Source organism: Candidatus Defluviibacterium haderslevense (assembly GCA_016712225.1).
Lineage (GTDB): Bacteria > Bacteroidota > Bacteroidia > Chitinophagales > Saprospiraceae > Vicinibacter > Vicinibacter haderslevensis.
This window is the reverse complement of record JADJRL010000003.1, coordinates 577,852-598,262: the sequence shown is the minus strand read 5'-3', so window position 1 is coordinate 598,262 and position 20,411 is coordinate 577,852. Positions and strand designations below refer to the sequence as shown.

The following is a 20,411-nucleotide window of genomic DNA, read 5'->3' as shown; positions in this document are numbered from 1 at the left end:
ATGTTCCTTTTTTTGTAAAGCTATTTTTTTATCCTAATACCGCAGAGTATTTTTTATCTTTGTAACTTATATTGAAATGAACATTTTGTATTTAAAGTTAAGGATTTTATTTGTGGCAATGATTTTTATAAATTATTGCGCAATAGGACAATTTACTTTGGAACATATATTGCCAAATCTTTCGGATCAGAAATTAAACGTACAAGACCTATCAACAATTCGCATTTCATCACAATATGCAGATCCCACTACTGGTTTTAAACATGTTTATTTAGAACAACAATATAAGGGAATACCCATTTATCCCATACAAATGTCTCTTCATTTCGATGCACATAATCAACTTATGCATAAAAGTGGATTTTTAGTATCAGATATTGATTCAAAAATTCAAACATCACGTTCACGATATTCAACAATAGAATGTGTTCAAGTAGTGATTAAAAGTAAACAAAATGTTGGAACCATTTCACCTAAAGTATCTCGTTCAGCACAAAAGGATCAATGGGAAACTTATTTAATTACAGAATTTAATCAGGATGAAATTAAATCCAGACCATCATTTTATGTTCAGGAGCAATTAATCAAACAAGCAGTTCAAATATTTTGGAAAAGAAAAAACAGTGCCGAATGGTGGAATGTATTTGTAGATCCTGTTAATGGTTCAATATTGGAGGAACACAATCAAATGTTGTCCTGCGATTTAAGCCACAGGAGTTTTGAACAAAAAAGTTTATTTTCCAAAGATGAATCTTCACAAACTACAGCTTTAAGTAACTCTTGTTATAGGGTCTATTCCATTCCGGTAGAAAGTCCCAATCACGGATCACGCAGTTTAGTCATGACTCCTTGGGTTAAGGCTCCTAACGCCAGTCCTTTTGGCTGGCATAGTGATGGACAGTTCAATTACAGGTCCAGTCAGGGAAATAATGTGGATGCCTATGAGGACATGGATAATAATGATATGCCTACAGGTGGTGATGCAGCACGTGCTGTAGGTGGTAGTGCATTAAATTTTGATTTTACTTACAATCCTGCCAATGCTCCTGCACAAAATAAAAATGCTGCGATTACCAATTTGTTTTATTGGAATAATGTGATGCATGATGTTTGGTATCAATACGGATTTATTGAAGCTGCCGGAAATTTTCAATACAATAATGTGAATCGTGGAGGTCAGGATTTGGATAATGTTATTGCTGAAGGAATAGACTATATTGATGGGGCAAGAAATAATGCCAATTTTGGAACACCGGTGGACGGGTATCCGCCACAGATGCAAATGTATGTCTGGCAGACGCCTACGTTCGATACTGCGATTATTGAATCTCCTTCAAATATTGCTGGTAAAATAATGTTTGTTCCTGCTGCAATAGGTCCGGTGATCAAGGCGCCTATTTCAAGTGATCTTATATTAGCCAATGATGGTTCTTCCAATCCAAGTCTGGGGTGTAACAATTATGTAAATGCCAGTGCTGTGAATGGAAAGATTGCTTTAGTGGACCGTGGTATTTGTTCTTATGTCAGCAAAATTAGTAAGGCACAAAGTGCAGGTGCTATAGCACTGGTCATCTGCAATAACGATCCAACAGAACCATTCGTCATTGGCGGATTTAGTAGTGGCGTTAATATTCCTGTGGTCATGATTCGTGAGTCTGATTGTGTTAAAATAAAAATGGAATTGTCCCGTGGTGTAAAATTGACATTATTGCCTTCCTCATCTTATAAATTTGTTGTTAATAATACCTCCTATATTTTTTCAAGGGCTGGTTTTGGTCCACAAATTCCTACTTATTTGAAAGCTTCTAATGTATTGGCTTATGATGCTGTAGGAAATTTCAATGATGTCTGTCAGCCGATAGTGAATGGAAGTGCCATTAATGGTAAGATTGCATTTGTGGATGATGGCAACTGTGATATCAGTTTTAAAGCTTATAAGGCACAATTAGAGGGTGCAGTGGCCACAGCGGTATGTAAAACAACGGCGGGTTATCCGGACCCTATACCAACCGGAGGTTATGGTCAATTGGTTACTATACCTGTGATCGAATTAAGTCAATCGGATTGTCAAAAAATAAAAAATGGTTTGCCATCTTTCGGTGAATTATCCAATACTTTTCCTGCGTTAGCAGATGGAAATTTTGATGGTGGTATTATATCACATGAATATGGTCATGGCATATCGAATAGACTAACCGGGGGACCGAATAATGTAAATTGTTTATCCAATGCAGAACAAGCGGGTGAGGGATGGAGTGATTATTTTGGTTTAGCTATGACCATGAAAATTACTGATTACGCTTATCAGAATCGCGGATTGGCTACTTGGTCTTCAGGTCATGCACCTTCAGGAATGGGTATCAGAAATACACCATACAATGTAGATCTGAATATTAATCCAGCAAATTACAATCAGATGCCCGATGTATACCACATAACACAGCCCCATGGGATCGGATATATCTGGTGTTCTATGATTTGGGATATGACCTGGGCATTAATAACGCAGTATGGGATGGAGCCTGATATTTATAAAAGTAATTCTTCTGCAGGAAATATAAAGGCATTTAAATTGGTCATGGAAGGACTCAAACTACAAGTTTGTTCGCCAGGATTTGTAGACTCCAGAAATGCAATATTAAAGGCCGACACCTTGCTTTATGGGGGAGCTAATAGTTGTATTATTTGGAATGTTTTCGCTCGTCGTGGATTGGGATATTCAGCTAATCAAGGCAGTAGTTTCAGGCGGGATGATGGCGTATCGGCTTCTAATCTACCGCCAGGATGTCTTCAAATGTCAGAATTTCAATTATTTGGTTTAAGACCATTAGGATTAAATGATGTAGTACTTTTTGCAGACCCACAAACAGATCACATTGGGTTAAGTTGGAATGTTGAATCTGCTGTTGAAATGCAATCCATGCGTTTACTTAAAAGATATAAATCCTTAGATCGAGAAGCTATCGACACCATTGCATTGAATGTGCAGTCCAATCCATTGCAATATCTGGACTATGCTATAGTACCAAATCAGGACTATCATTATAAATTACAAATCATAGATTCTAATCAAGAATTACTCACCAGTAATTGGGCTACTGCAAAAATAGGTTCTGCTAAACATTCAGATTGGACTTTGTATCCCAATCCTGTTTCCAATGAATTAAAAATAGTTTCTAATCTTCGGGACATCCAATCCATATCTATCCAATTGTACAATCTTCAAAAACAGCAGTTGGATGAGAACCATTTTGTCGTTCATCCACATGATGTGATTCGATTGAATACCTCTTTGTTGATTCCCGGAATATATTTCGTAGCCATCAGATCCGGAGAGCGTGTTGAGTATTTGAAATTTGTGAAGGGATAGGTGCGAATTGTTGCCACGAATGCACGAATGAAGATTTAAATTAAATAGGCTTAAATGGTTTTTTTAAATCACTGAGAATTTGATTTAAAAATGATATTTGATCTTTTAGAAAATTATTTTCAGAAATCAAATGATTGATATATTCATTCTGAGAATGTTCGAATTTTTCAGAAATAGTATTTAATTTTTCAGAAATTTCTTTGTTGTGATCTGTATGATAAGTGTTAGTAGCAATGTTTGTGCTGTTTTCCATATAATTATTTTGACTGAAATAAGTATCATAATTATTTAAAACTTCTTCAGCGATTTCTAATTTTGATAATATTTTGGATAGTTGTTCAGATTGAATCTTTCCTTGACCATTTTCTAATTCGCGATACCACCGTTCTGTGATATTTAGTTCTTTTGCCATTTCTTGAACTTCGATTCCTTTTATTTGTCTAAATTTTTTAATTTTTAATCCGATTGGCATTTCCTTCATAATAGTTATTTATAGTGCTAAGATAAGCAATTAAATTAACCTAATAGTAAATTAGGAATTTTTTATTCCCTTTTGACTACAAAAAAGGAAGTAAAATGGAATTAAAATATTTTAATTGTAAATTTTTTTAATTATACCTTTGATAGTCACATGAGATATTTTCGAGAATATACCTATTTTAAACCTTAAAATTCTATACTATGAAACTAAAACACGAGTAATTTCTTTAACTCAATTCAATAAATCAATTTTATTTATTTAATTAAGGATTAATGGTCATAAAGATCATTTGATTCAATTTTAACTTAATGCTGTTTGTATTCAGGAAAGCAGCATGGTATCTTATTTATAAATTTAAAATTTCAAATCATGAAAAAATTAATTTCTATAGTAATATTATTAAGTGTATGGGCTGAAATAGGTCTATCACAGTGCAATTTTTTTCCAAGTTTTAGTCCAGATCCTAGACCACAATACAATAGTTTTTCATCAGAAGCAGGTTGTGAAGTTATTAAGTTTACAGTAACACCTTGGTTTGATGATCAAGGTCAATATCCACTGGTGGGTGAGGCAATGATTTATATAGAATCTAACAAGCCAATGACTGTTGTTAATTTAGGCAAATTTACGCAACAAAATTATTATCAGAATGGTAAATTAATGGGAGTTCTATATAAATATACCTTTTCATTAAATCAATTTGATCCTTTCTTACCGGAATCTTTTGAACTAAGTGATGATATTGGTATTCCATTTTGCCATGTGTATTACTATTATAAATGTCCAAATCAAGCTAATTATACTACTAATGCAAATTTAACATACGCTAGTAGTACAGGGCCTGTCGTTAATGGCTCATTAAACCAATTAATTACCAATGGTGTATTGACTCTTGCCTCAACTTCATGTCAAGGTCCTACAAAATTTACTGTTAATGGTAATTTAGATATAGATGTGCCCAATTATTGTGGAATTGGCCAAGGGACATATTTAGCTGGAGCTGCACATATTAGAATGACTGCTGGTTCGTCAATAACTGTTAAGTCTGGAAACACGTTTAATCTCAAAGATAATTATATCATAGCATGCGATGGGCAAAGATGGAATAGTATTATTGTTGAGCCTGGTGCCACATTAAATGTCATTAATACAACTTTTGATAATGGTCATTTTGAAATCAATGCTTTGGCTGGATCTAGAGTAACATGTCAAGGATCAACTTTCAAAGATGGAGCAATCGGAATTAATGCAGAGAATGGGGCGATTATTAACTCAGACGATTGTGATTTTGTATTTACAGGCGCATTTAAATCTTTCTATCCGAATGAACCACCAATAGTTGGAAACAGAACCTTTGCTGGTATTAAAGCTGATTTCGCCCATATTAAAGTTTCAAATGGTTCGACTTTCTCAAACCTTTTAAATGGAATTTGGGGGGACAATTCAAATATTGATGATTATGGATCTACTTATTCGAATTTTTGGGACTATGGTACAAATAATTACAGTACAGGTTCTGGGGCAGTATTTAATGGGAATGGAATTCATTCCATCTCAGCCGTTGGTAATAAATTGAGTGTAGAAGGATCAACTTTCAATGTTGGGAATACAGGAATATATACAAAAGGAGTAAACTGCACCGATATAAAGCAAAATACTATGCCTTATGTTTTAACTGGAATGTATTTTGACCAAAGCCCGGGAAGGAATTTCAATATAATGCAAAATACCATAAACGCTACTAGCAGAGGAATGATATTCGGATGGACAGGAGTAGTGAATAGCATTGTGGTGAATGATCAGAACAATATAAATCTAATTGGTGAAAATAGTGTTGGTATAGACCTATTCGAAGTAGGCGGTCCAAATAAATACATTCATAATAATAATATATCAATTGGTCCAGGATATATTGGAATTAATCATAACAATAGTCAAAATACCTGGATGTATAACAATTCAATTTTTTCGAATGGTGCAGGATCTCAGAAGACATTTGGAATATCCATACTGGGTAAAGAAAATGCATTAACTGCTTGCAATCTATTATCTTCGAGTATGAATTGTCAGAATGTTGGACTATTTGTATCTCAGAGTTCGAATAATGCAGATCTTGGGAATTATGCCACTGGTTGGTATTATGACTATCAATTCTTAGGAACTTCTCTAGGTACGTTTTTTTCTTCGAATCGAATGGGGAATGCCAATCATGGTCTAATTCTAGGATATCAAGAACCTGGTAATACCAATAGTGCCAGAATCGGACCACAAGTACACTTAGCTAACCGTTGGACGGGAAATCATACAAGAGGAGCTTATCATTATGGTAATGTTCAAGATAGAATTGCTTCAAAATTCACAGTCAATGATCAAGATCCTAATAATCCAGATCTCAAGCCAAATAATGTAGATGAGTTAGTAAGTATTCAGTTGTTCGCAAAGGATAATAATCCAATTGCTCTCAATTTCTCTTGTTTGGGAATAGGTTCCGGAAATCCTAATCCATTCACTAGGGCCTTTCCTAGATCTGATGATTACTTTATTGTAAATAATGATTTCGATAATAATAATGATTGGGGTTCAAGAATATGGACAGATCGCAGACAATTATATAGGGAATTATTGAATAAGTATGAACAGGGGAATGGAAATTCTATTCCACAGAGTTTCAATACTTTTTTCAATCAATATACTAATACAACTGTGGGTCAATTTGAATTGGTTGAACATGATCTTTCCAGTTTATTTCAGAATCAATCCATGAATCAAATAATTATTAATTCCAATGTTGAAAGTATTGTTTCACTTGAGGAAGAAATAAATGACTTGTTGATTGAGATAAGAGATCATCCTGAGAATATTGATATTCCTGCCACACATTTATTGATTGATAATTTGACAAATCAAAGGAATGCAATAAACATTTCAAAAAATAATTTAGCATCAATAAATAATACTAGTATTCTAAGTGGATTAAATCAATTATTAGCTACAAATAATTCAATTCAAGTATCTGAAATCTATGAACAAAACCAGAAGTCAGTTAATACAATTATGTTAGATAAAATGATCTCTGGATTGTGGAGTTTTAATGAGTCAGAGAAAGCTCAAATAGAATCCATTGCTGTTCAATGTCCATATATTGGAGGAGAAGGGGTATATCGTGCTCGAGCTCTAGCAGCTAATTACTGTGTAAACCGTTATAATGATGAAATAACTTGTACAAGCGCACTGCCAGTTGAAAAATTAGATTCAAGAATAAAAGATACTAGCAATGAAATAGTTATATTTCCAAATCCTGTCAATGATGAACTTACCATTATGAATAATAAGCAACTTATTACTAAAATAGCAATAAGTAGTTTGGAAGGAAAAGTAGTTAGTTCAAATGAAGTTCAGGAAGGAGTAAATCAAATTAATATTCATACCGATGGATTTAATTCAGGTATTTATCTTGCTGAAATAAGTCTAATGGATGGAAGTATAGTTTTCAAAAAATTTTATAAAAAATAGTTAAACTTTAATGAGCGTAATTCTGGAAATAAGAATTGCGCTCATTATTTATTAAAGCATGAAAAAGACATTATTGTTTTTATTACTTCCTCTACTATTGTCAGGTCAAGGAAAAAGAGATTATGTTTGGTTGCTAGGTGGTTCAAATTCCTTTATTGATGACACCAATTTCTATCGATTCACTTTAGACTTTAATAAATACCCTGTTGGAATTAGCAGAGTAAAAAAAGACTATCGCATTCATCAAAACAATGCCAGTATAGCTGATAGGAATGGCAATTTATTAATGTACACTACTGGATGTAATGTTTCAGATCGATTATTTCGGCCTATGCCAAATGGAAAGATTAATGAGGGCTTTGTGGCGAATTTTTATTGCAAAACTGAAGATTATCCCCTTTTTAATGCTTGCTTATTCATTCCTTCAACTATTGAAGAAAATCAATATTTTTTGTTTCATAAATTTGAAGAATTCGATCCTGATACTGCATTACCAGGAGCAACTGTCTCTAAATTGCTTTATTCTAAAATAGATCTCAATTCTAATAATGGATTTGGCGATATAGTAGATAAAAATATTGTAGCAATAAATAAGTATTTATCAGGAGGTGACCTAACTGCAGCTAAAAATATCAATAATAGCGATTGGTGGATAGTTGTTCCTGGTCGAGGTAATAATTCTTATTATTCATTACTATTTAATAGTATTAGTATTCAAGAAACAGTTGAATCTAAGGTTGGATTAACAATGGGCATTCAAGATGATGGTGGATCGCAGTCTTGTTTCTCTCCTGATGGTACTAAATATGCAAGAATGGTTCCAAGCGATGGCTTATATGTTATGGATTTTAATAGAGCAACTGGTGTATTATCCAATTATATGAATATAAAGACAGGCAAGGAAACAAACGAATATACTGTTGGAGTTGCTTTTTCACCTAATTCAAGGTTTATTTATATAACCACACAAGTTGATTTATTCCAAATAGATACCTGGGCATCCGATATTCCTGCTAGTCTTACTTTAATAGATACCTGGGATGGATATGTAGATGAACAAATCTGGGCAGCTCAATTCGGACAAATGATGCTAGCTCCTGACTGTAAGATCTATATGATAACACGAACGAGTAATCGGGTTATGCATGTGATTCATAGTCCCAATGAAAAAGGTAAAGCATGCAATTTCGAACAACATGGCATTCATCTGCCAGCCTGGAATCATGCTAGTATTCCCAACTTTGTGAATTATCGTTTGGGTTATGAACCTGTATGTGATAGTACTATGACCATGACTTGGAATCCTTTTCCATCAGAAGAGGCAGTTGTGTGTTATCCCAATCCGGTTCAGGATAAAATATTTGTTGAGTTATTGAATAGGGATAAATTGATTCAATCGATTGAAGTATTAGATATAACCGGACAGCTTATAATTTACAAATCTTTTCAAGGCATTAATTTTAAAGAGTTATTAGATTTGGGAAATCTTGAGTCTGGAATTTATTTGATTAAAGTTAGAGATAAAGTTGGGATAGAAATAATTGAGAAAGTTATTAAGAAATAATAATGGGTGCAATTTTTAAGATTTAAAATAGCATAAGAGTTGATCCTATTTTCACTATAGAATAAGGTTGCCACGAATGAACGAATAGAGATTTATACTTTAAGAATTAATGGCTATTCAGGATTAAACTTGATTTTACAATAAGATCTATCTCGTCTCGTTATCAGAATAGCTAATTCTATCGATCATGATGAAGTGCTTTCTCCAATGCTTATTTTTTATTTTTTGTATTGGTATTATTAGATCCCAGGATATAGAATGGGTGAAATTAAATGGGCTCAAAGGGATAACTTTATTGGATGGTATATATCTAGAAAAGACCCAAGAGCTTATGATCCTGACCGGCAGTTTTCAAGTATACAAAAGCAAAGATTTTGGTGAGCATTGGGAGCATATTGAAATGAATTTTGATAGTAAACATAGTTATTACAATAATGCTACAGATGTTTATTCTAGTTACTTCCAACAAGAAAGAAATTTTAAGTTTCTTTACAGAATGCCTAATGACTCTATTTATTTTTTGTTGGACCATGGCTTGTATTGTTTCAATCAAATGAATCAATTAATATTGATAGATAGTTTGTGTGGTCAATATAATAGTTATATTGGTGATGATGGGTATATATTTCGTTGGGATAGAAATGAATTGTTCTATTCCAATGACTTTACTAGAACTTATTATAAGATCAATAATAAAGTTTTTCCAGGTGATAATATACTATTTAATGATAGTTCCATTTTATATAGTATGTATGATAATGAATGTTTGGTTAAAAAATTACCTAACTTTCAGAATCAAGAAATTAATATTCCAATTGATGAAAACAATAATGAGCATATCTTTGAAAGTAATTTCCGGCACTCCAAACAATTGAATTCAAAATTAAGAATATATTATCGAAATTACAGCAAATTAAAATATTCAGATGACAATGGTGAGCATTGGAATTCATTAGAAAATGAGATAGAATACGGATCTTTTCCAGATTTATTTGAAATCAATGGTCATTCATTATTCATAAGCAAGGGCCAATATTCTTTCAAATTAATTAATGATCAAAATTGGAGTCATTACAAATCAAAAGAAAATTGTTCTAACGCACTAAATGTTCAATTTATCAATAAAATAGGGTGGATAATTTTTTCGAGTGGAGGAATTGTTATAATTAATAATAATCATATAGAAAAACGAATTTCAATTCCAAATAATGAACCAAAGATTAATCAATTTATAAGTTATTCTAAAGGACATATTTTGGCAAAAGTAGACAATAGATGGCAACTTACTAATAATAATGGCATAACTTGGAAATATATTGAACCTGATTTTTTAAATGGTAATTATGTAAACATATCATGTAGAAAATTAAATTCAGAAATTTCTTATTTTTCGAATTGTTATCCCTATACTAATGTTATAAGTATTTACGATAATGACTTTAATATTTTATTTAATATTGCTAAACCTGACACACTTAAAAATTTAGCAAATGTTTTTTTATCAGAAAGTAAATCACAAACTATTTCCTTGATAAGTAATGATGAAATGTGGTATACTACAGATGAGGCTAAGTCATGGACAAAGTTTTCTACCCCACATTTAACAATGGATGGTTTGTTAATTAATGATCAAGACATCATATTTGTATATGGGGATAGCTCTATTTACTATTCAAAAAATTTTGGTAAAACTTGGAGTCAATTTTTATCAACGAGGAATCAACTTTCTGACAAAATATTTTGTTTTGAAAAAGGTTATTTATATTGGACAGAAATTACAAATATTAGTCTGCAATATAATACCTACTTATACGCCTCACCTGATTATGGAAAGACTAAGATATTAGTAGATTCAGGGATTAATTCTGAAGTGTGTTTCAAAGGCTACTATTATATTGATCACAAAGATGATTTATTTCTGTATGACTCTGATTCCATTTATTTAAAAGCCATTCAAAAGGGAGTCATAACAGATCAATTGGCTATCATGCACAATTCATTTTATCATACTCCTAATTGGGTGACCATGGGAGATAATGGATATTTGTATTATACTAGCCCAAATTGTGTTCTGCAACGTTCTAAGTATCATTATAAAGTGAATGAGAAAGGAAAGATTATAGCTTATGAATGATGGCATTGATGGGTTCTAATAAGTCAATCATAGTTAAATAAGACTGGCATATTAGACTTTATAAAGACAAAATTTGTTGAAATCATAGGCTTTGAAGAATAATCATCTATAATCTTCCTATAATCAGAATAATTGTATAAAATAATATATAGGGTAAGATACAATTTAAATGAAATGTCACTAGATTTGTAGTAAAATCATTTTATATGAAACTCCTTTATTCACTTTGTTTGGTTGTTTTGATAACAAACCATCTACTCGCTCAGGACATTATTGCTCCTTCTGTTAAGAACGATGCCGCCGACGTTACATTGAAGAACATGTTTACTAAGTATGAAATTGTATCAATCGATGTACCCGCCATTCAAAAATTATTAAGCTCCAAAGGGGTATACCACAAAGTGAACATTCAATTGGGAAACAATAAAAAATGGACCTTAGACTTGTTTGAATATGACTTATTGAAACCCAATTATTATTTACAATTGGCTCAAAAGAATAATAATAGAAGAGTCCCAAAAGATGATAGAATTAAGACTTATCATTGTTCATTAAATGCATCACATGATGCTATGAGCAGTATAACCATTGCAGATCATTTCTTTTACGGCTATATAGTAGATCATGGTATTGAATATTTTTTTGAACCGCTGAGCGGACTTGTAGAAAATGCGCCCAAAGACCAATTGATCTTCTATCAATCCAATGATGCAATCAACAATCCTAATGTAAAAAGTGCTGTAGTAGATGCTCATGAAAATAGATCTATAATCTTGAGTCAAAAAAACAATTCAAAGAGATCGGTACCAGCTTGCTATGGTTTTGATATTGCTATTGCAAATGACTATACCGTTTACCAAAAAAGAGGAACGGGTACGGAAGCATGGTGCGTAGGTGTATTAGCAAATGCGGCTACTTTATTTGACAATGAATTTCTAGTAGGAATTGAATTAAATTTATCGACTGTTTTTATTGCTACTGATACTGCTACAGATCCATGGGATGGGGTCAACAATATTAATACACATTTGGATGTACATAAAGCTTGGGGAAATGCGGGTGGATATGGTAGTGCGGATTATGCTATGGCTGTAGCTTGGAGCACCAAATATACTGCAGGTGCTGTCGGTTTGACTTGGATAGGTGCATTATGTAACGAAAATAAATATATGGTGTTGAGTGATTTTGGAGGAGGTCCAAGTGTTCTTCGGAATTTACAGGCACATCATACAGGTCATGTTTGTAATGCACAAAATGATGCCGGATCAACCACTATTATGGGAACTTGTGTTGTTTGCGAAACATGGTCTAATCAATCTATTAATGTAATTAGTGCCTTTGTAGAAAACGCTTCTTGTGCTATAGGTTGTAGCACATTAGGAAATCCACCTGTAGCTTCATTTAAAGCTTCGAATACAACACTATGCATATCCAATTCAAATACCGTACAATTTACAGATCAATCAACAGAAAATCCATATCAATGGGAGTGGTCGTTTCCTGGAGGAACGCCTTCAGCTTCTAATTTAAAAAATCCATCTGTTGTATATAAAACTCGGGGAGTCTATGATGTAACACTAAAAGTGACCAATGTTGCGGGTACTGATATAGTTACAATAAATCAAATGATTGACGTTGAAGCACCTCCTGTTTCTGCCTTCGATGTTCAAATTATTGAATCTGACATTACCACTAAAAACAACTCAAAGTATGGCAGTACTTATATTTGGAAATTTGGAGATGGTGAAATTTCTTCAGATTTTGAACCCATTCATACTTATAAAAAGGAAGGTGTCTATAATCTTACTTTAGAAGTTATTAATCGATGCGGTTCTACAAAGAAGACTTTTAAAGTAACTATTGCTGCACAAAATATTGCAAACTTTTCTGCCAATACTCAAAGGGCCTGTGCTCCATATAAAGTACAATACAAAAATCTATCAGCGCCAACCGCTACAGATTATTTATGGGAATTCCCAGGAGGAATACCTTCAAGTTCTAAAGACAAGAATCCACCAGAAATTGAATATACCATTCCGGGTACTTATGATGTTAAATTAACTGCTTGTAATGCTACAACAACCATGACTAAAGTCAATAAAAATTATATTAGCATAGATGCAATGCCTTCACCTTCTTTTTCAACTAGCATTACAGGCATTCAAGTTTTCTTTACGAACACCAGTCAATATGGAAATATCTATGAATGGAATTTTGGTGATGACTCTACAAGTACAGAAGCTTCGCCCATTCATCAATATAGTAAAGAAGGCGAATACAATGTAAGGCTCAAAGTACACAACTCATGTGGTACAGTAGAACTCCTTGAAACCGTCACGGTACTTCTCATTCCTAAGATAGATTTCACGGTTGAAAAAAATGAGGTCTGTGCTGGTGATGCAATTAAATTATTTGATGCATCTTCCAAAGATGTCAAATCATGGTTCTGGCAATTTGAAGGCACTAATAAAGATACTTCTTCGGTTCAATATCCTACTATTGTTTATCATAAACAAGGTACTTATAGTGTCAAACTAGAAGTAAAAAATTCCAATGGCACAAATCAATTGGAAAAACAACAATTTATTAAAGTGGTTTCACCAGTGCAGTGTCCGGATAGAACTAAGAAGAAAATAAAATTAGAAAAAGGAAGGGAGTAATAAACAAAAAAATATTTTTAATCAATTCAGTAAGATATTATTTTCATTAACATACAATATTATTCAGTTAATAGTAATCGCTTTGTTTTTAATAAAATGGTGGGTCACAAGGTTTTTCTTGAGAGCGAGGTATTTTCTAGTACCAATTGATTTCGTGAAACACAGCTTACTAAGCCTTAGAATATCCAGACATTATTTACTAATTAGACTAAAGGTCCGTTGCAGGATCGTTGGTGGCACAGTGTGGCCATAGTGTGGTAATCGGGTTACTTGTCACAGGGTTGTCTCAATGTTGTTCTAATTGAGAATAAGACAACATATTAATAAATATCGAACAAAATCATTAATAATAGGCTTTACTTATGATCAGCCTTCCCAATTATATTGCGCATAATGCCGGTTTTGGCAAAAATAAATGTCTTCTGGTATTAAACGATTAATCCAGAAATATTGTATGCTAGCGTCCTCAAATGTTGTACTCTCAGTGACAAAAAAACTACCAATATTTCAATTAAATTTATGCAATGCCTTTGACAATTCATGTATTTTTTTTAGAACTTCAGTAAATTCATTACAACTTCCCCCTCAACATCGCCTTCACCGAATCCTTCCATTCTTCATCTAAAATACTTAATACGATGCTGTCTCTTCTTCCGCCTTCTGGTGCCGGCATATGACGTCGCAATACACCCTCTACCGTGCATCCGATGCTTTGCATCGCAGCTTTACTTCTGGTATTTCGATTGTCGGCTCGAAGTTCTACGCGTTCGAAACCCATTTGTTCGAAAGCGAAAGTAAATAATAGAAACTTGCAATGTTTATTCAGTCCGGTGCCTTGAAATTTTTTTCCATACCAGGTGTATCCTAATTGTAAAGTGTGATAAGCTAACTGAATATCATAGAAGCGGGTGCTACCGGCATACGATTGATTGATTTTATCATAGACGATGAAGGGATATTCTTTATGCGCTTGTCTGGCTTCCACAGCTTGCGTTATATACTTCTTGAGGCCTTCTTCTCCGGCACCGGAAAGTAAAGAATATTTCCAAATCTCTGGTTCATCCACAGCAAAAGTTAATAGATGGTTGAAATCATTTATTTCCAAAGGTCGCAGCAATACAAAGTCATCTTCCAATATATAGTCTTTTGAAAAATCAAATGGAATGATTGCTGAATTATTTGACATGACGTTATGATTTTATGAGCTTCATTGCAAGAAAAGGAGATATATGGATTCGCCATGGACCTGGAATGATGAGTAATAAATTCAAAAATAAACCTGTCATGTTTTTATACCAGGCACTGTATGACGTGCTATAAAAACCAGATAAATGTTTGAATTCAAATTGTTGTTGAACCGCTGCATTTTTGTAATCCTGAATAGAGACCAGACGCTCTACCCACGTTCCGGTATAGGGATCACAGGTATTAGTTGGATCTGAATGTGGCGTGGGAAGAATTCCAGTCTTAATATAGTTTTCAATTCTTTGTACAATGAGCGCTTCAGTGAAACCACGATTGAGTATGGCTAATCGATTGACTTCATCTGATGAAAGGTCTGGAAAATGTGTTTGAATTAGTGAGCTTCTAATTTTTATGCCGCACTGTGCTTCATTAATGGTGGGATCGTCCATATCCATTCCAGAACCTACAAGTTCATATTGAGCATGTATTTTTTCATGAATTTTCTTTACCATTGGATGGTGCATATTAGCAGAAGTAGTAATAACCACATTGCACGGACTCTTTAAAAAAGAATTCAATGTTTTAAAAAATTCCCGGTAATCCGGAATGTGTTCGATAACATTTCTGGATCCAATACCATCGATATGAATATTGTTTTGTAGAACAAAAGTAGCCAGGGCCTCTGTTCCTCCAAGTACGTATTCATCAGGCGCCAAATTTAATTTCGTGCCTATAGTTTTGATGCCATCCAAATATTCTTCTGATAAATCATGTGATATGCATCGGGCTCCAATTTTTTTTACTAAAAAAGAAAAAAAACCTAAACCAGCTCCATGATCAACAATCGTTATTTCTTGTATGGGTTTATCCAATCCATCCAAAATGTGATGCAAAATAAATGCATTGCATTGAGTGACATATCTAATTTTTGTAAGATCAAACCGATAATAACTTTTGACACTCGAATGCAAGGTTAAAGATTCAAAATCCAAGCCAATAATTTCTTTCTCTAATGCTAAAGCAACTGACATTATTTTCGAAAAAACCATATTCTTTATTTATTGAAATAGAATTTGCCAAAAAAATAATCAAGAGGCATTTACGATTCCATTTATTAATTTGATCACAGATTTATTTGATCTTTATATTCAACTGATCAACCAATTATATTTCAAACCGATTACCTTCTCAACCTGATCACCATCCAAACCCGATCACCACCCAAACCTGATCACCATTCAAACCCGATTACCATCCAAACCTGATCACCATTCAAACCCGATCACCCGATCACCCCTTCTTCCCGAACCATTCCTTATACCCAACAAATCCCATAAATCCAATCAATAACAACGAACAAATCATTGACAATGTAGTCCCCAAATGATATGATCTAGGTTTGAATTCTAAAATAATTTGATGTTTTCCAGATGGAACATTACATGATCGCAAAACATAATTAGCTCGAATCAACGGTGTTTCTTTTCCATCAATACTTGCTGTCCAACCTAAATCAGGACCATACCACACTTCAGAAAAAACCGCAAACTGATCTGTTGCACAATTGCTTTCATATACCAATTTATTAGGTGTGGATGAAATTAAAGATATTGTTCCTTGTGCATCGAATTGAGTTGATTTAATATCTGATTGAAATGAAGAAGCTACTATGGCTGTTTGTTTTAAATTGGGATTGTTTAATGCCTGAATTTCTTCATCAGGAGTTTGTACAGTCTGAATGGTATTGACAAACCATGCATTGCCAAAAGCGGCACGATTGGGTAATGATATTTCTTTGCCGGGTTGACCTAGTATAAAATATTTTGTGTTCAACATATTTAAAACCTCAAGTGATGCCAGTGCATTATTGATGCTGCTATCCGTAGTACTTGTTTGTAATGAACTGGTGAGTTGATTGATTTCCGGATCAATATGTCTATCGATAATATCCTGATATCGCTGCAACTTAGCCGGGTGGTAACCACCTACATTTTTATGAAAGAAAGATGGTTCTGCACTGTTGAACGTATTCACTGTTAAATCCAATACCCGATAATTGGATGGATCTTTCATGATCTCGATATCTACTGGTCGTGCTTTTTGATTGTTTTCTTTTTTTGATTTAGAAACAAAATCATCATAACTTACATATCGCTTCGCAACACCACCTAGATCAAATAAAGTGATTGCACCTAATAAACAAGCTGCTACGATAGATGAAAATTTGTTTTTGAAATAATAAAAAACAATTCCTGCTACTAATAAGATAATGACTAGGCTCCTAATCGAATCAGATGTCATTAAGGATTGTCTATCAGATATAAGCGCTTCTGTACTGAAACCATTTTTAACATAAGATGCATCACTCGCACTTTCGAAACTGAAAAAACTGGAACCCATCAATATAAAAAACAAACATATACCTCCGGTAATGCTGAGACTGTAGATAAGTTTTTTCTTAAAAGATTCCATCGTCATTTCTTTTTTAGAAATTTCTACAAGTGCCAGCATGGCCAGTATTGGAACAAAATAAGATGTCACAGCAAGTACACTACTCGGTGCTCTGAACTTGCTGTACAATGGAAAATAATCAAACATTAATTTATTTAAAAATTCAAAATGGCGACCCATGGAAAGTAATAATCCCAGAAGAACTGCAATAGCTACCCACCACTTTAATGGTCCGCGGACAATAAACAATCCCAGCACAAAAAGGAAACACATAGCTGCTCCAAAATAATAAGGTCCACTTGTAAATGGAAGTGCGCCCCAATAGAGTGGAGCCTTCATATTTTTAGGTGGATTGTATCCTTTTTTTCTTAAATCTTTGATGACCGCGGCATCTTTTCCTAATGGTTCTGACGAGCCACCTCCAGCTGCGCCCGGAATAATACCGGATATCAAATCGATCATTCCATTACTCCAATTCATGGCATAATCCCATTGCAGACCACTTTCATTGACATCTGCCCCTGAAGCATTTGGATTGGAGACCTCCTTAAGGATATGACCTCCACGCATGGTTTGTTTAGCATATTCATAGGTTGGCAAGATGCTGTTTGCCGATGCCAATAATGCCAGAATCGTAATTGCAGCAAGGCTTCCACTTGGAATCAGAAAGGACTTCCAATCTCCTTTTCGCAAATAATAGATAGCATAAGAAATAACCAATGGTGAAATCAACAGAAATGCATAATAACTCATTTGCACGTGGTTGTTTAGGATGTTGATACCCATTCCCAAAGCGAATAATGCAGCACCGGACCACCATCTGCCTCGATAAGATAAGATTAGTCCAGCTACGATAAATCCGATCATAGCCAATACAACTAGTTTAGGTAAGTGACCTGCTTCCCAGAGGATAAAGTTGCCGGTTACCAGTGCTGAAGACAAAGCACCCACACAAGCGAATCCAGAAGACAATCCAAGGACCAAATACAAGCAATAAAAAGAAATCATGAAATAAAATAGTATAGCAACCGGGCCGGTTAAAAACCCCAGAGAAATGACTTTTTGGACATAAATAAAAAAGTTGGATTCCATTGGAGTAGCTATCTGATAGGAAGGCATCCCGCTAAACATACTTTGAGTCCACAATGCCGGATCATGGGGATTGTTTTTGTTGTAAGTCAGGATTTCTTTCGCAGCACCCTCCCATGAGGAAACATCGCCCTGTTGCATCACCTTACCTTGCCAGTGCGGATAGAAAAAATAGGATGAAACAAGTACAAAAATTCCTATCACAGCTATGTGAGGTAACAATTGCTTAAGTATTGGATTTGACATATTTAGTTTTTAACTATACGAAGGTATGATGTTTTTGATCAATAAAAAAACAGGGTGAATCTGAATGAGATGTTCAGCTTTAAAGTATCCTTGAAAAACAATCTACAGCTCGTAAAATAACTCATGCCTAATCTAAGAAACACCTTACTTTTGGATATTTCTAAGCTTTAGTTTATGTCTTCATTATCATTAGCATTGGTTCAAACGTCATTGGTGTGGGAGCATCCCAAAGAGAACAGATTACATTTTGAACTCATGATCCGGGAACAATGCCCACCAGGAACTGACCTCATCATTTTACCGGAGATGTTTACAACCGGATTCACCATGAACAATGTAGTCTTGGCAGAAGAGATGGAAGGCGAAACCATTCAATGGTTAAAAAAAATAGCTCATCAACACCAAGCTGCCATTATGGGAAGTCTGATTATTAGTGAATCAGGTCGATACTTCAACAGACTTGTATTTATACAGCCGGACTCAGACGATATCCAGACTTATGATAAAAGACACCTGTTTACCTTGGCCAAAGAAGATAAGTATTACACAGCCGGAACTCAGAAATTGATGATCGAATACAAGCAATGGAAGATTATGCCGATCATTTGTTATGATTTAAGATTTCCGGTTTGGATGCGCAATACAGAGGCAGTAGATCTCATAATCTGTGTAGCCAATTTCCCTGAACGCAGACGCAAAGCATGGATATCTTTGTTGCCTGCAAGAGCCATCGAAAATGTGTGTTATGTGCTTGGCCTCAATCGGATTGGGCAAGATGGCTTGGACATTCCTTATGCTGGGGATTCCGGAATTTGGGATTATGAAGGAAATCAAATGCTTGATTTGGGGCATCAGGATACTATTGGAATGATGAGCTTAAATAAGGATAAAATGACGGTGTTTAGGCGTGCTTACCCTTTCCTTAATGACCGGGATAAATTTTATATAGAAATATAAAACAAAAAGTTATATATTAGCGTTTTATTTAATGTGTTAAATAATCGATTATGGTTGTTCATACTGGAATATTGCGCTTTATCTTTATTTTAGGCATCGTATGTTGCCTACAATCGTGTTCTTCTACACCTAAATATACCTATTCAAAGACAAAAACTCACTCAGATACGTCCAAGGATGCTAAATTGAGAGAAGTCATTGTGACTTTAGGGCGCGAATTAATCGGAACTCCGTACCGCAAAGGTGGAAAGACTGAAAAAGGATTTGATTGTAGCGGCTTGGTCATCTATGTATGTGGACGGATGGACATAGATTTGGCTTCCTGCGCAGCGGATCAGGCTAAATGCGGTAAAACGGTGTCCTTGGATCATGCGAAGCCCGGGGATCTCATTTATTTTGGACAAAAAGGTCACATTCACCATGTGGGTATTATTTCTGCCAATCAAAAATCAAATCTTTCAATCATACATAGTTCTTCATCCCAAGGGGTTATTGAAGAAAATATTCTAAAATCGGACTATTGGATTAAAAGAATCAAGTTGATTAAAGATCTGTCGAGTTATCCCAGAGATAAAAGAATCAGTCAAAATTAGTACAGAATAGCCTACCATTAAGTCCTATGGACGATAATTTCAATACTAATGGTTCAACATCAAAAAGTATTAAACTGGACTAGACTTCCCAATAAAGCTTCTGTATAAGTATTCGTATATAGCTTGCTATTTTATAAATCAAATCGATATAAAACCCATTAAAAATGC

At 34.2% G+C, this 20,411-nt stretch carries 11 protein-coding genes; 7 read left to right on the top strand and 4 right to left on the bottom strand.

Annotated elements, in window-relative coordinates; genetic code table 11:
• Window positions 1-118 precede the first annotated feature (118 nt).
• Entirely contained in the window at window positions 119-3,370 is a 3,252-nt protein-coding gene (locus IPK88_02625; GenBank protein ID MBK8242295.1) for a M36 family metallopeptidase, read from the top strand.
• A 40-nt stretch (window positions 3,371-3,410) separates the two neighbouring features.
• On the opposite strand, the gene IPK88_02620 is transcribed toward IPK88_02625, so the two are convergent.
• Window positions 3,411-3,851 carry a helix-turn-helix transcriptional regulator gene (locus IPK88_02620; GenBank protein ID MBK8242294.1) on the bottom strand — a complete coding sequence of 147 codons (441 nt, stop codon included), beginning with the start codon at window positions 3,849-3,851 and terminating at the stop codon, window positions 3,411-3,413.
• 369 nt (window positions 3,852-4,220) lie between these two features.
• On the opposite strand from IPK88_02620, the gene IPK88_02615 reads away from it, so the two are divergent.
• The 4 genes from IPK88_02615 (at window position 4,221) to IPK88_02600 (ending at window position 13,722) form a co-directional block, all read left to right on the top strand.
• Complete coding sequence (locus tag IPK88_02615) at window positions 4,221-7,364, top strand: T9SS type A sorting domain-containing protein (protein ID MBK8242293.1); 3,144 nt, start codon at window positions 4,221-4,223, stop codon at window positions 7,362-7,364.
• 58 nt (window positions 7,365-7,422) lie between these two features.
• The gene (locus IPK88_02610; GenBank protein MBK8242292.1) at window positions 7,423-8,928 is read left to right on the top strand and encodes a T9SS type A sorting domain-containing protein; all 1,506 of its coding nucleotides are present in this window, start codon (window positions 7,423-7,425) and stop codon (window positions 8,926-8,928) included.
• Window positions 8,929-9,115: 187 nt separating this feature from the next.
• Window positions 9,116-11,062: a hypothetical protein gene (locus IPK88_02605; GenBank protein ID MBK8242291.1), complete on the top strand. Its 1,947-nt coding sequence runs from the start codon at window positions 9,116-9,118 to the stop codon at window positions 11,060-11,062.
• 206 nt (window positions 11,063-11,268) lie between these two features.
• Window positions 11,269-13,722: a PKD domain-containing protein gene (locus IPK88_02600; protein ID MBK8242290.1), complete on the top strand. Its 2,454-nt coding sequence runs from the start codon at window positions 11,269-11,271 to the stop codon at window positions 13,720-13,722.
• A 571-nt stretch (window positions 13,723-14,293) separates the two neighbouring features.
• On the opposite strand, the gene IPK88_02595 is transcribed toward IPK88_02600, so the two are convergent.
• From IPK88_02595 to IPK88_02585, 3 genes are all read right to left on the bottom strand, one after another.
• Complete coding sequence (locus IPK88_02595; GenBank protein ID MBK8242289.1) at window positions 14,294-14,908, bottom strand: GNAT family N-acetyltransferase; 615 nt, start codon at window positions 14,906-14,908, stop codon at window positions 14,294-14,296.
• A gap of 4 nt (window positions 14,909-14,912) precedes the next feature.
• Window positions 14,913-15,956 (bottom strand): hypothetical protein, encoded by a 1,044-nt coding sequence (locus tag IPK88_02590; protein ID MBK8242288.1) that lies wholly within the window; start codon window positions 15,954-15,956, stop codon window positions 14,913-14,915.
• Between the two features lie 241 nt (window positions 15,957-16,197).
• Window positions 16,198-18,693, bottom strand: coding sequence for a hypothetical protein (locus IPK88_02585; protein MBK8242287.1), 2,496 nt, complete (start codon window positions 18,691-18,693; stop codon window positions 16,198-16,200).
• A gap of 174 nt (window positions 18,694-18,867) precedes the next feature.
• Between IPK88_02585 and IPK88_02580 the strand changes: the two genes are divergently transcribed.
• The gene (locus IPK88_02580; protein ID MBK8242286.1) at window positions 18,868-19,650 is read left to right on the top strand and encodes a nitrilase family protein; all 783 of its coding nucleotides are present in this window, start codon (window positions 18,868-18,870) and stop codon (window positions 19,648-19,650) included.
• A 50-nt stretch (window positions 19,651-19,700) separates the two neighbouring features.
• Complete coding sequence (locus IPK88_02575; GenBank protein ID MBK8242285.1) at window positions 19,701-20,243, top strand: C40 family peptidase; 543 nt, start codon at window positions 19,701-19,703, stop codon at window positions 20,241-20,243.
• The last annotated feature ends 168 nt before the right edge of the window (window positions 20,244-20,411 follow it).